This is a genomic window from Burkholderia sp. RS01 (assembly GCF_039748055.1).
GTDB lineage: Bacteria > Actinomycetota > Actinomycetes > Actinomycetales > Micrococcaceae > Arthrobacter.
This window is the reverse complement of the sequence record NZ_JBDLAK010000022.1, coordinates 57648-74894: the sequence shown is the minus strand read 5'-3', so window position 1 is coordinate 74894 and position 17247 is coordinate 57648. Positions and strand designations below refer to the sequence as shown.

Sequence of the window (17247 nt, the reverse complement as noted above, 5' to 3'; positions counted from 1 at the left end):
CCATGAGAATCGTCATCGCAGACCCCAACCTGATGCCCCAGCGGGCAGTGTTCGAGGAAGAGCTCCCGAACGGCACCGTCACGTCCTGGCACGACAGCTGGAACGAGCACTCGGTGCTGACCGACCTCAAGGACGCCGACGTCTACGTCGGGCCAAAGTTCACCGCCGCCATGGGCGCAGAGGCGCGGAACCTTCGCCTCGTGCACGTCGCCGGTGCGGGCTACGACGGCATCGACGCCGCCGCCCTGCCCGCCGGGGCGGTCTGCGCCAACACCTTCCACCACGAGGGCTCCATCGCCGAACACATCGCCACCGTGCTGGTGGCGCTCCGACGCAACCTCCTGGGCCAGGACGCCGCCCTCCGCACCGGACTCTGGGCCTCGTCGGTCTACTCCACGGAGATCCCCCAGCCGGAGACACTGCGCGGAGCGGTGGTGACGTTCCTCGGGTTCGGCCACATCGGCAGCGCCGCCTGGAGACTCCTTCAGGCCTTCGGCGCCGAAGGCATCGCGATCACCCGCAGCGGCTCGGTCAACCCCGGGGACCACGCACTCCGCTGGTCCGGCACCACAGACCGTCTTCGCGAAGCCCTCAGCGAATCCGACGTGCTCGTGGTCAGCATCCCCCTTGACGCCGGCACCACGTCCTTAATCGGCGCCGCCGAACTGGACGAACTCGGCCCCCACGGGCAGCTCGTCAACGTCGCCCGCGGACCCGTGGTCGACGAAATCGCACTCTACGAGGCTTTGAAGGACCGGCGGATTGCCGGCGCCGCCGTCGACGTCTGGTACCAGTACCCCGGCACCGACGGGCGCGGCGAACCCGCCGCCAAGCCGTTCGGCCGGCTCGACAACATCATCATGACCCCGCACTCCTCCGGCGTCACGGCCGAGACCTTCCGCGGCCGCGCCCGCGAAATCGCCGAAAACATTACCCGCCTGTCCGCGAACCAGCCCCTGAAGAATGTAGTGATCTCCCGATGACCCGAAAAATCGTCGACGTCGACGTCCTCATCACCAGCCCCAGCCGCAACTTCGTCACCCTGAAAATAACGACCGACGACGGCATCGTCGGCTGGGGCGACGCCACCCTGAACGGCCGCGAGCTCTCCGTCGCCAGCTATCTCTGCGACCACCTCGCCCCGGCACTGCTGGGCAGGGACGCGGACCGGATCGAAGACACCTGGCAGTACTTCTACCGGGGCGCGTACTGGCGCCGCGGGCCGGTGACCATGGCCGCCATCGGCGCCATTGACCTGGCACTCTGGGACATCAAGGGCAAGGCCCTGGGCGTCCCCGTCTACCAGCTCCTCGGCGGCGCGGCCCGCGACAAGATCCTCACCTACACCCACGCCACCGGCTGGGACCTTCCCGAGCTCCTCGACTCCGTGGAACAGCGCCGCGAACAGGGATTCCGGGCAGTCCGCGCCCAGTCCGGCGTTCCGGGCCTGGACAAGGTCTACGGCGTCACCAGGGGAGCCGCCAGCTACGAACCAGCCGGCCGCGGCGCCGGACCGGTCGAAGAAGACTGGGACACCTCGGCCTACCTGCGTCACGCCCCCAAGATCCTCTCCGCGGTGCGTGAGCACGTGGGCCCGGAACTGAAGCTGCTCCACGACGTCCACCACCGGCTCAACCCCACCGAAGCCGCCCGTCTGGCCAGGTCCCTCGAGGACGTGGACCTGTTCTGGCTTGAGGACGTCACGCCGGCCGAGAACCAGAGGCTGCTGCGCACCCTGCGCCAGCAGACCACCATTCCGCTGGCCATCGGCGAAGTCTTCAACACCGTCTGGGACTGCGAGCAGCTCATCACCGAACGGCTCATCGACTTCATCCGGACCGCCGTCGTCCACGCCGGGGGCATCTCCCACGTCCGCAAGATCCTCGCCCTCGCTGAGGTCTACCAGATCAAGGGCGCCCCGCACGGGCCCTCCGACGTCTCCCCGATCAACCTGTCCGCCTCGCTGCACCTCGGCCTGGCCACCAGCAACTTCGCCATCCAGGAATACATGGGCTATGACCCGCTCGTGTCCGAGGTCTTCCGCTCCAGCTTCCGCTTCGAGGACGGCTACCTCCACCCCGGTGACGAGCCCGGCCTCGGCGTCCAGGTGGACGAGCAGGCAGCCGCCCGCTTTCCGTACAAGCAGGCGTACCTGCCCATCGCCCGGGAGCTCGACGGCTCCATGAAGGATTGGTGACCGTGGGTACCTCCGGCATTCCCCCGCTGTCATCGAAGACGCCCGGAATCCTGCGGCGGCCGGCCGCCCCGGCTGCCGGGATCGTGCACCTGGGCCTCGGCAACTTCCACCGCGCCCACCAGGCCGTCTACACCGACGCCGCCGTCACCGCCCACGGCGGGGACTGGGGCATCATCGGGGTCGCCAGCCGGTCCTCGGCCATCCCGGACGCCATGCACGCCCAGGACATGCTCTACACTGTCGTCGAAATCTCGCCCGAAGGGTCAAAGTTCTCCGTCCCCCGGGTCCACACGGACGCCTTCACTGCGGCCGGCAACCCGGACCGGGTCATCAAGGCCATCGGCAACGCCGCCACCCGCATCGTGTCCCTCACGGTCACGGAGAACGGCTACAACTACACGCCGGCCACCGGTTCGTTGAACGCCTTGGACCCGGCAATCCAGCACGATCTGCTGCACCCCGCCGCACCGCGGACGCCGATCGGACAGATCGTCCGCGGCCTGCAGCACCGGTCCCGCACCCACGCCGAGCCGGTGACCATCCTCAGCTGCGACAACCTGGCGGACAACGGCCACCACACGCAGCGGCTGGTCCGCGACTTTGCCTCCCGGCTGCCGTCGGCCGAAGCCGCCGAAACCCTGGCCTTCATCGACACGCGCACCAGCTTTCCGTCCTCCATGGTGGACCGGATTGTGCCCGCCACCACCGATCATTACCGCAGGCTGGTCACCGACCGGCGCGGCTACACGGACCGCATCCCGGTGCCGGCCGAACCGTTCACCATGTGGATCGTCGAGGACAACTTCATCGCTGGACGCCCCGCCTGGGAGTCGGGCGGCGCCGTGTTCTCCGATGAGGTAGCCGGCTACGAGCAGCTTAAGGTCCGCCTGCTCAACGGCACCCATTCCCTCATCGCCTATCTCGGTGCCCTGTCGGGCGCGGTCACCGTCCCCGAATCCGTCTCCCACACCCATATTGAACTGGCCGCACGCTCGGTTCTCAGGAACGAGTACCTGCCCAGCGTTTCGGTTCCGGCCGGAGTGGACGTCACCGCCTACGAGGAACAGCTCTTCTCCCGCTGGCGGAACACCGCGCTGGGCCACCGCACCAGCCAGGTGGGCTCAGACGGCTCGGTGAAACTGCGCCAGCGGATCCCGCTGCCGGCACTGCAGATGCTCGACGACGGCCGGATGCCCCAGCTGCTGGCCCTCACCACCGCCGCGTACCTGTCATGCATCGCCCCGCTCGCAGGGTTCCGCCCCGGCCCGCAGGCCGAAGCAATGGAAGATCCCGCCCGGGGCCTTCTGTCCGGCCTCGCCGCAGGAGCCCGCTCCGGCCGGGAGCTGGCCGGCAAGGTCCTCGGCGACCACCACCTGCTCGGCGAGGAACTGGCCGAACGCGCCGAGTTCATCGACCGCACCGGCGAATTCATCGACATCATCCGTTCCGCGGGCCCGCTGGCCGCGATCGCAGAAGCCAGCGCCCGCTCCGCCCTGAGTACCGCCACAACCCGGAGCACACCATGACCACCCAAACCATTCCCGCAACGCACACTGCCGGGCTTCCCTCCGGCACCGAGGCAGCAGTGCTCCACGGCGCCGGCGATCTCCGCATCGAACACCGGCCGCTGGCGGCCCTTGGCCCGAACGACCTCCTGGTCGAGATGCGCTCCGGCGGCATCTGCGGTTCGGACATGCACTACTACGCCGACGGGCGCAACGGCACCAACGTGCTCCGCCAGCCCACCGTCCTGGGACACGAAGGCGCCGGCGTAGTCATCGCCGCCGGTTCGCAGGCCAGGGTCGCCGCCGGCACCGCCGTCGTCATTGAACCGGCCCTCCCCTGCGGCCACTGCACCACCTGCCTCTCGGGCCGGTACAACCTCTGCCCGGCCGGAACCTGCTTCGGCTCCCCGCCCACGGACGGCCTCTTTGCCCGGCACGTCGTGGTGCCGGAACGGGCCGTCCACGCACTCCCGGACACGATCCCGGCGGAAATCGGGGCCGCGATCGAACCGCTCGCCGTCGCCGTCTGGGCCGTCGAACGTGCACAGGTCCAGAAAGGGCAGCGCGTGCTGATCACCGGTGCCGGACCTATCGGCCTGCTGGTCTCCCGGGTCGCCGCCGCCAAAGGCGCCCGTGAGATCGTGGTGACGGACGTGAATGACGACCGGCTCGCCGTCGCCACGAAGTTCGGCGCAACGCGCACCATCAACACCGCATCCGCACCGTTGGACCTCACCGAGATAGACCGGCTGATCGAATGCTCCGGCAACACGAAGGCCCTGGCCGACGGCATCCGGACGCTGGCCCCGGCAGCCCGCGCCACAGTCGTCGGCCAGGCCCGTCCCACCGTGGACGGCATCCCGCTCGGGTTCCTCCAGCGCTACGAAATCGACCTTGTGACCGCGTTCCGTTACGCCAACGCATTTCCGACGGCGATCGAACTCGCCTCCTCCGGGACGGTGGACCTTCGGTCCATCATCACCGGCACTTACCCCCTCAAGAACGCCGCGGCCGCGCTCACAGCCCCCGTGACGGACCCGACCAACCTCAAAGTACTCATCACCTACTAATTCACCGGCACCAGACCGCTGGGTTGAGCCTGTCGAAACCAAGAACCGAATCCCGGCAGGCCTGATCACCAACGGACATCCATTCAAAGGAGTATGGAAATGACCTCAGCAGCGCACGTTCCCCCCGGGGCAGTGGATCAAAGCAAGGTCCGGAAGGCCGCCGTCGCGGGCCTCATCGGCACCACCCTGGAGCTCTACGACTTCGTCATCTACGGCACCGCCTCGGCCCTGGTCTTCAGCAAGCTGTTCTTCCCGAACATCTCGCCCACCGCCGCTCTCCTCGCCAGCTTCACCACGTTCGCGGTCGGGTTCCTGTTCCGCCCCCTCGGCGGCATCTTCTTCTCCCACTTCGGAGACCGCCTCGGCCGGAAGTGGATTCTGGTTGTCACGCTCCTGCTGATGGGCGGTGCAACGCTTGCCATCGGCCTGCTGCCGACCTTCGACCAGGTGGGCCTGCTCGCCCCGCTCCTGCTGTGCGTGTGCCGCGCAGCCCAGGGCTTCGGTGCCGGAGCCGAACAGTCCGGCGGCGCCACGCTGCTGACCGAATCCGCCACTCCCGGAACCCGCGGCAAGCTGGCCTCGCTGATCATGGTCGGCGCCGCCGCGGGAACCGCCCTCGGCGCCCTGGTATGGATCGCCGCACAGTCACTGGCCCCCAATGACATGCTCACGTGGGGCTGGAGGCTGGTCTTCCTCTCCAGCATCTTCGTCACCGTCGCCGCGCTCATCATCCGGCGCAAGCTGGACGAATCCCCGGTCTTCGAAGAAATCAAGCAGGCCCGCACCGAACCCCCGGCCCCGCTGCGCGAAGTCGCGAAATTCGGCAAGGCCAACGTCCTGCGCGTTGTCCTCATGAACTTCGGCGTCAGCACCCAGTCGTACACCATCCAGGTGTTCATGGCGTCGTACCTGATCACCGTGGTGGGAACCGACCCGAAGTTCATCCCGCCGGTGCTGCTTATCGGTGCCCTCTGCGGCGGTGTTGCGGCGGTTTCCTTCGGAATCCTGTCTGACAAGATCGGGCGCCGGCGCGTCGTCTCGCTCATCACCGCAGCGCTGGTCCTTTTCCCGGCTCCGGCCTTCATGCTGCTGACCACCGGCTCTCCCGTGGCCATCGTGCTGGTCATCATCGTGGGCTTCATGCTGGCCTGCCAGGGCGTCGTGGGCGTCCACATGAGCTACTTCCCGGAGATCTTCGGCAGCCGCTACCGCTACGCCGGCGTCACCCTGGGCCGCGAGTTCTCCTCCATCATCGGCGGCGGCATCGCCCCGATGGTCTGCGCGGGGCTGCTGGGCCTCTTCAGCAATTCCTGGGTCCCGGTTGCCATCTACATGTCCCTCACGATGCTCGTCAGCTTCATCGCCACCCGGCTTTCGCCCGAAACGCTCAACCGCGACCTGACCGACCCGAACGACGCCGACCGGAACAGCCGCCTTCTGGCGGCGCCCGAGGCGGCGGCCGAGTTAGCCACCACCCGCACGGCCAAGTAAAGGAATCCCATGCCCCGCCTCGCTAACCCCGGCACAATTTCACGGGCGGCCCCGTCCGCCGTCCTCCGCGAAACCCGGGCAGTGGCAGTCCTGCGGGCAAGCCACGCCTCGGACTACGCACCCGTGATCGAGGCGCTGCAGCGCGGCGGCGTGCTCAGCATCGAACTCACGCTGAGCACGCAGGGCGTCTGGGACGAACTTCCCATCCTCCGGGACCGCTTCGGGGACGCCCTGGAGATCGGCGTCGGGACCGTTACCGACGCAGCCGAGGCTGAGGCGGCCCTCGACCTCGGCGCCGCCTACATCGTCACCCCCGTCACGGATCCCGGCGTCATCACCGCCTGCGTCAGCCGCGGCGTGCCGGTCTACCCCGGCGGGCTGACGCCCACCGAGCTGCACGCCGGGTGGAAACTGGGTGCCACGGCCGTGAAGGTCTTCCCCGCCTCCACTGTCGGCGCCGGCTACGTCTCACAGCTCCGCGGCCCGTTTCCGGACATCGAGGTGATTCCCTCCGGCGGCGTCAACATCGACGACGTGCCCGGATGGATCAAGGCCGGCGCCCTGGCCGTCAGCCTCGGCGGGCCGCTGCTTGGCGACGCCTTCAAGGGCGGCGATCTGCAGGAGCTGACGTCCAGGGCGCGGCGCGTCCGCGAGCTGATCGACCGGACGGCGGACCAGATGGGTGGCAAGAAGTGAGCACGGCGCCCTACGTACTGAGCTTCGGTGAGACCATGGCGCTGATGCGCGCCGACCAGGTCGGCCCGCTCGCCCATGCCTCCACCATGAGCCTCGGTATCGGCGGCTCCGAATCCAACGTCGCCATCGGGCTCCAGCGTCTCGGCGTGCAGGCGGTATGGTGCGGCCGCGTCGGGGCGGACGGCCTCGGCCAGCTGGTCGAACGCGAAATCCGCGCCGAAGGCGTAGACGTGCGCATCGCCGTCGATCCTTCCGCCCCCACCGGACTGATGATCAAGGAACGGAGGACACCGGCCACCCAGCGCGTCAGCTATTACCGCGCAGGCAGCGCAGGGTCCCGGATCGCGCCCGGGGACGTCGACGAACAACTCATCACCCGGGCCGGCCTGCTGCACGTCAGCGGCATCACCCCAGCCCTGTCGCCGCAGGCGGAAGCGACCCTGAGGTACGCGATTGACGCCGCCAGGGCGGCGGGCGTGCCGGTGTCCTTCGACCTCAACTACCGCGGGAACCTGTGGTCGCGCGAAGGTGCGGGAAGCGTCTACCGTGACATCATTCCGTTGGCGGACATCGTGTTCGCCGGCGACGACGAGGCCGCCATAGCGGTGGGTGCCGGCGCGCCGGAGGAGCTGGCCCGGCGGATAGCCGCGCTCGGGCCCGGCCAGGCGGTCATCAAGCTCGGCGCGGACGGGGCCCTGGCGATCATCGACGGGCAGTTGTTCCGCCGGGGCGCGGTCGCCGTCGACGTGGTGGACACCGTTGGCGCCGGCGACGCGTTCGTCGCCGGCTACCTGGCCGAATTCATCGGAGGCCGGGGTCCGGAGGACAGGCTGCAGACGGCAGCGGCAACCGGGGCCTTCGCCTGCCTGGTCCCCGGAGACTGGGAAGGCTTCCCGCGCCGCGGCGAACTCAACCTGCTCGGCGCCAAGGAACCCGTCTCCCGCTAGGACTACCGCCTGACCACGACGTCGTCGATGTAGCTGTCACCCATCTGACGGGGGTGCTCGGCGCCAAACTGGACCCTGCTCAGGCTCGTTGCACCGATGCTCACCGCCTTGGAGAAGACGGATGCGCCGTCGAACCAGACTTCGATGGTGGATTTGGCACCATTCGCCCTGACCTGCATCTGGACCCTGTGCCACGTGTTCAACGGGATGCCCTTGGTCGACAGCCTGGTGAACGTGAACGTACCGTCGGGATTCGTGACCCGCAGCCACAGCTGCCCGGTGGCGTTGTCCCGGAACACGTCCGCGACCCGGGTGGCGCCGGAGAAGAACCTGACATAGGGCACGTTGTTCCCGCGGAGCCCGGCCGTCGCGATGTTAATCCAGGCGTCTGCGCCGGCCCTCTTGGTCCGGGCGGGCAGCGCCATGCCCATGTTTGCCACGGAACCAACATCCGCCGTGGCGTGAAGCCTGGCCGAACACGTCCCGGAGTGCGCCTTCGGGCTGGCAACAGCCGCCGTTCCATTGCCCGAGGTCGTCGTGACGAACGGGGACAGCGAGTTGCCCTCGAAGTTGGTGGCGGTCAGCAGCCTGCCCGACAGCGGGCTGGAAGGGGCGGCCGTTCCGGTGCGGCAGGTCGCCGACACGGCCGCGTTGGCGGAACCGAAGATGAGGGAGCTGGAAACCAGCAGCCCGAGGGTTCCGATCGCACCCAGTTTCCTTAGATTGCTCATGGCAGATCCTCACTGTCTTGTTCCGGTCTTAGTCGCAACCGTTGCAGAGGGAAGTGTCTGAAGACCTGGGACGTCGTGTGGCTTTGGAGATGTCGGGGTAACGCAGGGCCAATGTTCGATCCGGCTCCTTGGAAAAACCTTGGAGTTTCCTTGGAGTGCCCCCGCTCCGTGGCTCCCCAAATTGGGGGGTCCTAATGCCCGACGGCGATCAGTGCCAGCGCCGCGTCGCGAGGTTTCTGGAGATCCGGGCCGGTGTAGTTCTCGGACGCCGACAGCCGGTTGACAATGGTGTTCCGGTGGCAGGCCAGACGGTCCGCGGTCGCGACGAGGCAGCCCCGGGCACTACAGGTATCAGGAGCGGCTGTACACGCACTTCATGCAGGAAGGGATGGACGGGGCGGAATAAGAATGCACGGCCAGGCAGTGGTTACCACTGCCCGGCCGTGCATTCGGGAATCAAATTTCGTTGGGCTCCAGGAGGCCGATGCATGTCCACAGGCACGGCCGGCCCGAATCGCTCGGGACGAGCTGGCCCTCCCGTAGTGCTATCTGCACGCCCGCGGGGCCTTGCCAGATCCCCGAGAGTTCGCAGTGCGTGCCGGTGGTTTGTTGCCGTGGCCCCGACGGCCCGACGATCCTTTGGGCCATCCTCTTGGCCGCCGGAATCCGCTTTTTCAATGCTTATTCCTCTCCCGCTGATTCCCGGTAGCTGCTTTCAGGAACATCAGTGATGAACATGTGCCCCGGAGCATGGCTGATGGCGAACGGTGGCCGGGATGCCATCACTGCGCTCTGCGGTGTCACGCCGCAGGCCCAGAACACCGGCACCTCCCCCGGCCGGATTTCCACGGCATCTCCGAAGTCGGGGCGGTTGATGTCGGCAATTCCCAGTTCCTCGGGGGATCCGACATGGACGGGTGCGCCATGGACCATGGGCACCTGTGAAGTGACCCTGATGGCCGTTTCGACCATCTCGGCCGGCATTGGGCGCATGGAGACGACCATCGGCCCGTGGAGGCGCCCAGCGGGAGTGCACTCCACATTTGTCCGGTACATGGGAACGTTGCGGCCGGTTTCGGTGTGGCGCAGCGGGATGCCCTCGCTGGCAAGCGCGGCCTCGAACGTGAAGCTGCAGCCAATGAGCACGGCCACCATGTCGTCGCGCCAGACCGCAGAAACGTTGGGGACTTCGTCGGCGAGGACGCCGTCCTTCCACAGTCGGTACGCCGGAATGTCGCTGCGGATATCGGAGCCGGCCGCCAGTGCACTTTCGTGGCTGCCCGCGGGGATGATGTCGATGACAGGGCAGGCCTTCGGATTGAGCCGGCAGAACTCTATGAATTCGTCGGCGTAGTCGGCGGGCACTGCTATGAGGTTCGCCTGGGTGAAGCCGTCGCTCCATCCGGAGGTGGGCGTCACGAGGCCGTCGCGGAACTGGCGGCGCGCTTCGGCCGGCGCGACAGCGGCGTTCGACTGGTTCATCGCGTGCCGCTTTCCGCCAGTTCAACTGGCGCCTGCAGGTACTCCTCGTCCTCGGCGACGTTGGAGTCCCGGCCGAGCGCCAGGCCCACAAGGGTCAGCAGGCACGCGACGCTGAGGTATACAGCCACCGGGACCCAGCTGTGGAAAGTGCTCTGCAGCAGCGTGAACATGAAGGGCGCGATGGCGCCGCCGATGATTCCGGCAAAGGTGTAGGCCAGCGAGCTGCCGGTGGACCGGAGCCGCGGGGAGAACTGCTCAACAACGAAGGCTGCCTGCGGCCCGTACATGAAGGAGTGGCAGAGCAGGCCCAGGACCGTGCCGACGATCAGCATGGCCGGGGAACGTCCTTCGAGGACGATGAAGAACAGGAACCCCCACACCGCGGCCGCCGCAGCGGCAATGCCGTACACGAGCCGGCGGTTGATGCGGTCAGAGATGTGGCCTGCGAGCGGCATCGTGACCAGCTGGAGTGCCGACCCGATGAGGACGGCCACGAGCACCTGGCCGCGGTCGAAGCCAAGCTCCTGGATGCCGTAGGTGAGTGTAAAGACGGTGCACAGTGCGTAGGTGACGTCCGGGCCAATCCGGCTGAGCATGGCGGCCAGCAGGGGACGGCGCTGGGTGGTGAGGACTTCCCTGATAGGGGCCTTGGGTTTGTCTCCCCTGGCCTCCATGGCTTTGAAGATGGGGGTGTCTTCGAGTTTGAGGCGGATCCAGAGGCCGAAAGCGACCAGCAGGGCGGAGATCAGGAACGCAATTCTCCAGCCGTAGTCGAGGAATTGTTCCTCCGACAGGGCCAGCGTCAGCACGGCAAGCGCGCCATTGGCCATGAGGTTGCCGGCCGGCGGGCCGATCTGCGCCGCGGACGCCCAGAAGCCGCGGCGGTTGGGGTCACCGAATTCGCTGGAGAGCAGCACGGCGCCGCCCCATTCGCCGCCGACGCCGACGCCCTGTGCGAAACGTAGGAACACCAGGATGGCCGGTGCGATGACGCCGATGTTGTCGTACGTGGGCAGCAGACCGATGAGGAAGGTCGCGACGCCAATCAGCATGAGGGTGAAGACCAGGATCTTCTTGCGGCCGATTTCATCCCCGAGCCGGCCGAAGATAATGCCGCCGACCGGGCGGGAAATGTATCCCACGGCATAGGTCGAGAAGGCGAGGAGAGTGCCGGTCACCGGGTCCGAGGCCGGGAAGAAGATGAGCGGGAAAACGATCGCCGCTGCCGCAGAGTAGACGGCGAAGTCGTAGAACTCAAGGGCCGTGCCTGCCAGGCTGGCGGCGAATGCCTTGTACATGCCTTTGCGCCCTACAAAGGGTGCCTGGGTCCCGGAGGCCATTACGGGTTGATTGGCCATGTTTCCTCCATGAAGAGTGTGGAATTCATCGGCTGCTGCGACGGATGATGCTTGCTGCCCGTGGTGTCCAGGCCTGCGACGATGACAGGTGGGGCACAGAAGCAGTTTGTGTGAGGCTTGCCGCCAGCGTGGCCGGAAACCTAGCGTGTGTTGAATTGTCAGATCGTTCAACAATTCTTTCTTGTTGAACAATTTACGCGACGTAGGTCACACCGTCAAGGTTCGACAAAAAATCCGTGGTTGAGGGCAGGGAGGAACCAGGGAGGGTCACGCGTGACAGGAGCCGGACTGGCGCAGGCCGGGTTTCCTGCTCGGAGGCAGTTGCGGCTAGGAGGCGGTTGCGGCTAGGAGGCGTGCACCGCAGTCTGGTGCTCTTCGGACCGGTCGAGATACGACAGCAGGCGTTCGGCTGCCAGCTCGGTGTCGCCGGTCTCGAGGGCTTTGCAGATTTCCTCGTTGTCCTGCAGATAATCCTGGTAGAAGCCGCCGTCGACAGACGCCTTGTGGAAAAAGAGCCTCATCTCGGCGAGCACCTGCGACATGATGGTGTTGAGGCGTTCACTGGACGCCATTGCGACGAGGGCGCCGTGAAAATGCTGGTTGGCGCTGCCGAGGCCTTCGCTGTCCCCCGCCGCGGCTGCGCGCTTGCCCTCCTCGACGGCGGCCCGCACGGATGCGATGCTTTCCGGACTGCCGCCGCCGCGGACGGCACTGACCTCGATGGCCCGCCGCACGGTGTAGACGTCATGTATGTCGCTGACACCCAGGCTGGCAACGAAGACGCCGCGGTTGGGCTGACGGACCACGAGCCGCTCGCTGGCAAGTTCGGCGAACGCTTCACGCACAGTATTGCGGGAGACGCCGAGCTCTTCGGACAGGGCCTCCTCCTTGAGCTTCGATCCCGGCAGGAGGGCGCCTTCCGCGATCTGGAGGCGCAGCTCAGTCGCGACGCGGGTCGCCACGGAGGGAACCGCAACGCGCAGCCTGGACATTCCGCCCGGCGATACCGCTCCGCCGTGAGGGGCCGCCGCAGGTTCGTGGAAGCGGGAATTCTCGGCGTTCGGGTTCACAGGGGCCATACCTCCGAATTTACACGAGCTTCACAACAATCCTATTGCTGAATCGTTGAACGTTCTCCGAGTCGGCTGGCTCTTAGTCCGTGGGTTTGCGCCGCGCTTCCTGCTGATGTTTTTCAAGCTTTTCTTCAGAATCCCTGCGACGCTGACCCACCGTCCGTATCTGGCCGGTGTGCGGCGCCGACTGTTCACTCTTGGCTTGGCCTTGAGCCTGCTTTTCCGCGGCGGCAGGGGCTTGCTGCTCAGAGCCGGTACCTGCATTTTCGCTCATACACAAATCCTCCCACCACCCCGGCCTGGAAGAACTGAAGTCAGGGTTGTCCCCGATAAACTCACTCTAGAAGTTGATGTTCAATGTGGGACGGCTAGTCGAAGGAATAACTCCATGGTCGCTTCATCGTCCCCGGTACCGTTTGACCGGATCATCTTGATTTTTAATCCGGTCAGCAGCCGGAACCCTGCCCAACTGGCCGAGCAGCTGCGCGCCGAAGTGAGCCGCCGCCTACCCGATATGCCCGTTCGTTTGGAGCCAAGTGAGTTCCCCGGCCACGCGCGTGAGCTCGCCCGGACGGCGGCGGCCTCCGGCCGACCCCTGATCGTGTCTGTCAGCGGTGACGGCGGGTACAACGAGGTGGTCAACGGGGTAATGGACGTCGCCGAAAGCCGCGCGGTCTGCGCGGTACTGGCCAGCGGAAACGCCAACGACCACCACCGCAGCACCCCTCGGATTCCGCTGATCGAAGCAATCGTCCGGGGCAGGGTCAGTCGAATCGATCTGCTGCGGCTGACCCATGGGGTGGGAAAGGCTGCCTGGACGCACTACGCCCACTCGTACATTGGCCTGGGGCTGACTCCCGCGATGGCCATCGGAATTGAGCGGGGCAACAAGGGGGTTCTCAAGGAGCTCGTCTCTGTCGTACACACACTGACCCGGCTGCAGCCGTTCGAAATCATCCGTGATGACGGCGCCCGCGCTGTGTTCGACAGCCTCATCCTGGCCAATGTCCCGGCCATGGCGAAGTACGGCAGAATCAGTGAAACCGGCGACCCAGACGACGGGCTGTTCGAGGTCATCATGCTGCCTCACGCCAGTAGATGGCGGATGGCGCTCATGACACTTCGCGCCGTGACGATTGGGCTCGGCGTCCAACCCGGCGTCAGCCGCTACAGCTTCCGGACGACGGAATCCGTTCCCCTGCAGTTCGACGGCGAAGTGAAGACGCTGGCGGCGGGTACGCCGGTGGTGGTGGAATCCGCACACCGCGCGCTCGCTACCCTCGGATAAACGACGGCAAGGAATGGAGGTAGAGCTCCCCAACGAGCCCCCCGCTCCGGGAGGATAATTGCATCGGACGTCAACGGTCAGCCAGACAAGAACCAAGGGCACGAAGGAGTCCGGATGTACACGGTCCCGCGCATCACGGTCGAGGTACCGGTCCTGAGAGTCGGGTCCGGGGCTGCGGACTACGAGAGGCTGGGCAGCTACGTGCGCTCGCTGCGCCGGGAGCACGGCCTGCATATGACGCTACTGCACATCGGCGTGCTGGACGACTTCGCCCAGGACGTCTCGGAGTGGACCAAAGGCATCACGAGTCCCGTTGCAGCCGCCAGGATGACGGCCTCGTGGGTGAAGCGGCTGCCGGTAATGAAAGGCTTCTCGGGGCGGGCCGAAAAGCTGATCGTCCTGGGCGGCGGCAATGTGTGCGGACTCGAAGTGGACGTGCCCACGAGCGTGCGGGACTTCCAGGTCTCACTCGTGCAGGCACTGCACGAGCTGCTGGCCGAGTTGCTCGTGGACAACGTCGATGACTTCATTCTCAGCTCGCGAGCTCTTGGCTTCCGGTATCCGCATTGGACGCCCCACGTTGCCGTAGGGAGTCCGATTACCAGGCACGGCCGCACCTGGGAGATCCAACCGGTGACGATCGATTTCGGCGAATCGCGCATTCGGAACCGCCAGCTGCTGCCCGCGCTTGACGCTGAAGACGGCGTCCCTTCCACCGAATGAGGGTGCAACCTACGCTGAGGATATGTCCCGACTAAGCGTCAACGGCGTCGATCTCTACTATGAGGAACGCGGCGAGGGGATCCCTATTTTGGGCGTGCACGAGACGCCCGGTTCAGCCGCGATGTGGGCGGATGCCGCCGAGGAACTGGCCAGGCGTGGCCGGTGCATCATCTATGACCGCCGGGGATTCCACCGCAGCGCTCCCCCGGCGCCGTTCGCCACGCTGGACCTGGTCGAGCACGTCGACGACGCGGCAGGCGTGCTGGCCGCCCTGCACGCGGGCGCGGCCGTAGTGATCGGCCGCAGGACGGGCGGCCTCATCGCCATCGAGCTCGCCCGCCGGTTCCCGGACAAAGTCAAGGCGCTGGTCCTTCTGGAGCCGGCCCTGTTCACCATCGACCCGGAGGCCGATGCTTGGGCCCGTAACCTTCGCCTCAGGGTGCTGGAGCACTCGGCCGGTCAGCACGGGCTGGTTGCGGAGGCTGTAATCCGGGAGACCCTTGGCGATGGGGCCGGGGAGTCGCTGCCGGAGCATCTCAGGAACATGCTGGCGGGCACCGCGTACGCCGTCCTCGCCGAGATCAACGGTCATGGCATGGACCTCAGCGAGGACGCCCTGGAGCTGGACGAAGACAAACTGGCCGGGATCCGACAGCCCACGCTGATAGTTTCCGCTGAGGAATCGCCCGCGGCCTGCCGGCTGGTGAACGCCCGGCTGTCCGGGGCTCTGCCGTTCACCCGCACGGTGCTCGTGGCTGGCGGACATATCATCAACCCCGCCCATCCGGCGGTGCTGGACTTCGTGAACCGCATCGCTGCGAGACCGGACGCGTGGGCCTAGTCCCCCAATACAGTGCCCCCAATTGCGGGGTCGCCGCGGGGCACAGCAGATTGCTCCGCTAAGTGACGTTCACCAGGGCGAACCCGGCTACGGACAGGGCCGGCGCAACCAGGACAAAGTCATGCTCGGATGCCGCGCCGTGTCCCGCACGTTACTCAGAAGGTCAGCTGGGCCGCTCCGAATGAGACGCTGAATTGCACGCACCACAGATCGACGGACTTGTACCTTTTCAGATCAACCCCGGCGGGGATTGCGTAGACCTGATTGCCCTGGTTTCCCTTGATGACGCCGAGGTCGTAGTGATCGGCGGCACCGGCGACAAACCAACCGCCCGTTCCCTCCACGACGTCCGCAGCACTCAGCCAGACGTGCACGTCCGGCCCGTTGGACGTGTCCAGATTCTCCAGGGTTAGTACGCGGTCGTTGTTCGGCTGCCTCAGGATCCGAACCGTCCCCGACGTCGTGTGTTCGTGGCTGATCAAGGAACCCACGGCAACTTGGACCGACCCGGCAGGCGCCTGCCGGGTGGGGGCGGTCGCGGGCGGCGACGGAGCGCCCGATGAAGCGGAGGGCGGGGATTGCGCATTTTCGGGAGATGCAGCCACGGTAGGGATTTGTTCATCCACGCGCACGTCGACGAAGAGAAGCCACGGCTTGAACACCGCCAGCCCAATGGCCAGCAGGAGTACGGCCGCTCCAGCCACCACCACGGGCCACAACCGCCTGCGGCCACGGGCCTTCACGGGGAACATTCAGCACCCCGCATGGTTCCCAAGACAAGACGTGTTGATATTTCCGCCCATGCAACAATCGTCCCCGCACCAACGGTCTGACGGCAATGGCCGGCCGCGATAGCCTTTACAGATGCAACGTGATGACCGTCTTGCCCTCGTCCGGTCAGCCTATGACGTGGTTGCGGAGAGCTATGCGGCGTTGCTGCCCGATGCCAGTTTCGAGGCGTCGGCGGATCGCGCCATGATCGAAGGGTTCGCCAGAACTCGGGAACCTTCCCTATGAAGATTTGCAGCTGGGCGGCGTCTTCGCCTGGTACTCCATAATCCATTTGGCGCCGCTCGAACTCCCACGCGTGTTTGCAGAGTTCTTCCGGGTCCTTGCGCCCGGTGGGTATGCGTTGGTCAGCTTCCAGGTGGGTGAAGGGCCCCGCCATATATCCCGCGCCTACGGTCATGACGTGTCGATGGACGCCCAGCTCTTCCACCCGGCAGCCGTCACCCAACAGCTGGAGCACATTGGCTTCAACGTGGTCGCTCAGATGTCACGCGGCCCCGGCCCCCGCGAGAAGTCGCCCCAGGCAGTACTCCTCGCTCAGCGACCAGCCAACCCGCAGCCCTCGGGGTAGAGCATCCCAATGCGAGGTTTGCCCCGCCACTACGACGGATCACAGGGCCAGTGGAATTGCGGGATAATGGGACTATGACCGATCAGGACCGGGACCTTTGGGATGAGTTCGACAGGCTCAAGCCCGCAGGCCCAGACCGCGTTGCGGGGTACCCCGGAGGAGAGCCTTTGGGCTTTGGCTTCCGGACTGGTGTGCGCAGTGCCAGGGTAGCCTTCGGGTTCGCCGTGTACGCGCTGGTCCTCGGAACGGTGCTTGTCCTTGTCGGGGCCATTGCCTTCATTGGCGAGGGCCAATGGCTATTGCTCGGCCTGATGGTGTTGATCGAGGCCGTCTTCATCTTTGCCTTCACCCGCTTGGTGCGCCAAGCGCGCAACCGCCGCTCCGCCCAATAACGGGACAGAGCCAGCGCCGGCGTCGGGCATTCACTCCGGGTGAAACCCGGAGGGCTGGACTCCGCAGGAAGTGCCCCAAGGAAACGTGGAGGA

General features: G+C 66.3%; 19 protein-coding genes. 13 read left to right on the top strand and 6 right to left on the bottom strand.

The features are described from left to right. Nucleotides 1–2: 2 nt before the first annotated feature. The 7 genes from ABFP37_RS18340 (at nt 3) to ABFP37_RS18310 (ending at nt 7906) form a co-directional block, all read left to right on the top strand. A complete protein-coding gene (locus tag ABFP37_RS18340; RefSeq protein ID WP_078029317.1) occupies nt 3–983 on the top strand; it encodes a 2-hydroxyacid dehydrogenase in 981 nt (326 codons plus the stop codon). Further along, nucleotides 980–2197, top strand: coding sequence for a D-mannonate dehydratase ManD (manD, locus tag ABFP37_RS18335; protein ID WP_347034423.1), 1218 nt, complete (start codon nt 980–982; stop codon nt 2195–2197). Before ABFP37_RS18340 ends, manD begins: the two co-directional genes overlap by 4 nt. A gap of 2 nt (nt 2198–2199) precedes the next feature. Further along, nucleotides 2200–3723 carry a mannitol dehydrogenase family protein gene (locus ABFP37_RS18330; RefSeq protein ID WP_347034422.1) on the top strand — a complete coding sequence of 508 codons (1524 nt, stop codon included), beginning with the start codon at nt 2200–2202 and terminating at the stop codon, nt 3721–3723. Further along, the gene (locus tag ABFP37_RS18325; protein ID WP_078029315.1) at nt 3720–4772 is read left to right on the top strand and encodes an NAD(P)-dependent alcohol dehydrogenase; all 1053 of its coding nucleotides are present in this window, start codon (nt 3720–3722) and stop codon (nt 4770–4772) included. The genes ABFP37_RS18330 and ABFP37_RS18325 overlap by 4 nt, the downstream gene beginning before the upstream one ends. Before the next feature lie 99 nt (nt 4773–4871). After that, complete coding sequence (locus tag ABFP37_RS18320) at nt 4872–6263, top strand: MFS transporter (protein ID WP_347034421.1); 1392 nt, start codon at nt 4872–4874, stop codon at nt 6261–6263. 9 nt (nt 6264–6272) lie between these two features. Then, entirely contained in the window at nt 6273–6959 is a 687-nt protein-coding gene (locus ABFP37_RS18315) for a bifunctional 4-hydroxy-2-oxoglutarate aldolase/2-dehydro-3-deoxy-phosphogluconate aldolase (RefSeq protein ID WP_347034420.1), read from the top strand. Next, complete coding sequence (locus ABFP37_RS18310; RefSeq protein ID WP_347034419.1) at nt 6956–7906, top strand: sugar kinase; 951 nt, start codon at nt 6956–6958, stop codon at nt 7904–7906. The genes ABFP37_RS18315 and ABFP37_RS18310 overlap by 4 nt, the downstream gene beginning before the upstream one ends. Before the next feature lie 2 nt (nt 7907–7908). Here ABFP37_RS18310 and ABFP37_RS18305 read toward each other — a convergent pair whose 3' ends face one another. The 5 genes from ABFP37_RS18305 to ABFP37_RS18285 all read right to left on the bottom strand — a co-directional run bounded on the left by ABFP37_RS18305 (nt 7909) and on the right by ABFP37_RS18285 (nt 12824). Next, nucleotides 7909–8637, bottom strand: a complete 729-nt coding sequence (locus ABFP37_RS18305) for a hypothetical protein (RefSeq protein WP_078029312.1) — start codon at nt 8635–8637, stop codon at nt 7909–7911. Between the two features lie 681 nt (nt 8638–9318). Continuing rightward, complete coding sequence (locus ABFP37_RS18300) at nt 9319–10119, bottom strand: putative hydro-lyase (RefSeq protein WP_347034418.1); 801 nt, start codon at nt 10117–10119, stop codon at nt 9319–9321. After that, complete coding sequence (locus ABFP37_RS18295) at nt 10116–11477, bottom strand: MFS transporter (RefSeq protein WP_347034417.1); 1362 nt, start codon at nt 11475–11477, stop codon at nt 10116–10118. The genes ABFP37_RS18300 and ABFP37_RS18295 overlap by 4 nt, the downstream gene beginning before the upstream one ends. Nucleotides 11478–11821: 344 nt before the next feature. Further along, entirely contained in the window at nt 11822–12556 is a 735-nt protein-coding gene (locus ABFP37_RS18290) for a GntR family transcriptional regulator (RefSeq protein WP_347034416.1), read from the bottom strand. A gap of 73 nt (nt 12557–12629) precedes the next feature. Continuing rightward, nucleotides 12630–12824: a hypothetical protein gene (locus tag ABFP37_RS18285; RefSeq protein WP_347034415.1), complete on the bottom strand. Its 195-nt coding sequence runs from the start codon at nt 12822–12824 to the stop codon at nt 12630–12632. Nucleotides 12825–12938: 114 nt separating this feature from the next. Between ABFP37_RS18285 and ABFP37_RS18280 the strand changes: the two genes are divergently transcribed. The 3 genes from ABFP37_RS18280 to ABFP37_RS18270 all read left to right on the top strand — a co-directional run bounded on the left by ABFP37_RS18280 (nt 12939) and on the right by ABFP37_RS18270 (nt 15402). Then, nucleotides 12939–13838 carry a diacylglycerol kinase family protein gene (locus tag ABFP37_RS18280; protein WP_347034414.1) on the top strand — a complete coding sequence of 300 codons (900 nt, stop codon included), beginning with the start codon at nt 12939–12941 and terminating at the stop codon, nt 13836–13838. Between the two features lie 114 nt (nt 13839–13952). Next, on the top strand, nt 13953–14561 hold the full coding sequence (locus ABFP37_RS18275; protein WP_078029304.1) for a hypothetical protein: 609 nt from the start codon (nt 13953–13955) through the stop codon (nt 14559–14561). A 22-nt stretch (nt 14562–14583) separates the two neighbouring features. Next, complete coding sequence (locus tag ABFP37_RS18270; protein ID WP_347034413.1) at nt 14584–15402, top strand: alpha/beta fold hydrolase; 819 nt, start codon at nt 14584–14586, stop codon at nt 15400–15402. Between the two features lie 155 nt (nt 15403–15557). On the opposite strand, the gene ABFP37_RS18265 is transcribed toward ABFP37_RS18270, so the two are convergent. Continuing rightward, on the bottom strand, nt 15558–16154 hold the full coding sequence (locus tag ABFP37_RS18265) for a DM13 domain-containing protein (protein ID WP_347034412.1): 597 nt from the start codon (nt 16152–16154) through the stop codon (nt 15558–15560). Between the two features lie 112 nt (nt 16155–16266). Between ABFP37_RS18265 and ABFP37_RS18260 the strand changes: the two genes are divergently transcribed. The 3 genes from ABFP37_RS18260 to ABFP37_RS18250 all read left to right on the top strand — a co-directional run bounded on the left by ABFP37_RS18260 (nt 16267) and on the right by ABFP37_RS18250 (nt 17154). Beyond that, the gene (locus ABFP37_RS18260) at nt 16267–16419 is read left to right on the top strand and encodes a hypothetical protein (protein ID WP_347034411.1); all 153 of its coding nucleotides are present in this window, start codon (nt 16267–16269) and stop codon (nt 16417–16419) included. 70 nt (nt 16420–16489) lie between these two features. Next, a complete protein-coding gene (locus tag ABFP37_RS18255; protein ID WP_347034410.1) occupies nt 16490–16762 on the top strand; it encodes a hypothetical protein in 273 nt (90 codons plus the stop codon). 74 nt (nt 16763–16836) lie between these two features. Beyond that, nucleotides 16837–17154: a hypothetical protein gene (locus tag ABFP37_RS18250; protein ID WP_347034409.1), complete on the top strand. Its 318-nt coding sequence runs from the start codon at nt 16837–16839 to the stop codon at nt 17152–17154. Nucleotides 17155–17247: the final 93 nt, after the last annotated feature.

Excerpts from the sequence above, each read along its gene's own strand:
- ABFP37_RS18340 (WP_078029317.1), top strand. The coding sequence starts at position 3 with ATGAGAATCGTCATCGCAGACCCCAACCTGATGCCCCAGCGGGCAGTG.
- manD (WP_347034423.1), top strand. The coding sequence starts at position 980 with ATGACCCGAAAAATCGTCGACGTCGACGTCCTCATCACCAGCCCCAGC.
- ABFP37_RS18325 (WP_078029315.1), top strand. The coding sequence starts at position 3,720 with ATGACCACCCAAACCATTCCCGCAACGCACACTGCCGGGCTTCCCTCC.
- ABFP37_RS18320 (WP_347034421.1), top strand. The coding sequence starts at position 4,872 with ATGACCTCAGCAGCGCACGTTCCCCCCGGGGCAGTGGATCAAAGCAAG.
- ABFP37_RS18315 (WP_347034420.1), top strand. The coding sequence starts at position 6,273 with ATGCCCCGCCTCGCTAACCCCGGCACAATTTCACGGGCGGCCCCGTCC.
- ABFP37_RS18305 (WP_078029312.1), bottom strand. The coding sequence starts at position 8,637 with ATGAGCAATCTAAGGAAACTGGGTGCGATCGGAACCCTCGGGCTGCTG.
- ABFP37_RS18300 (WP_347034418.1), bottom strand. The coding sequence starts at position 10,119 with ATGAACCAGTCGAACGCCGCTGTCGCGCCGGCCGAAGCGCGCCGCCAG.
- ABFP37_RS18295 (WP_347034417.1), bottom strand. The coding sequence starts at position 11,477 with ATGGCCAATCAACCCGTAATGGCCTCCGGGACCCAGGCACCCTTTGTA.
- ABFP37_RS18290 (WP_347034416.1), bottom strand. The coding sequence starts at position 12,556 with ATGGCCCCTGTGAACCCGAACGCCGAGAATTCCCGCTTCCACGAACCT.
- ABFP37_RS18285 (WP_347034415.1), bottom strand. The coding sequence starts at position 12,824 with ATGAGCGAAAATGCAGGTACCGGCTCTGAGCAGCAAGCCCCTGCCGCC.
- ABFP37_RS18280 (WP_347034414.1), top strand. The coding sequence starts at position 12,939 with ATGGTCGCTTCATCGTCCCCGGTACCGTTTGACCGGATCATCTTGATT.
- ABFP37_RS18275 (WP_078029304.1), top strand. The coding sequence starts at position 13,953 with ATGTACACGGTCCCGCGCATCACGGTCGAGGTACCGGTCCTGAGAGTC.
- ABFP37_RS18270 (WP_347034413.1), top strand. The coding sequence starts at position 14,584 with ATGTCCCGACTAAGCGTCAACGGCGTCGATCTCTACTATGAGGAACGC.
- ABFP37_RS18265 (WP_347034412.1), bottom strand. The coding sequence starts at position 16,154 with ATGTTCCCCGTGAAGGCCCGTGGCCGCAGGCGGTTGTGGCCCGTGGTG.
- ABFP37_RS18260 (WP_347034411.1), top strand. The coding sequence starts at position 16,267 with ATGCAACGTGATGACCGTCTTGCCCTCGTCCGGTCAGCCTATGACGTG.
- ABFP37_RS18250 (WP_347034409.1), top strand. The coding sequence starts at position 16,837 with ATGACCGATCAGGACCGGGACCTTTGGGATGAGTTCGACAGGCTCAAG.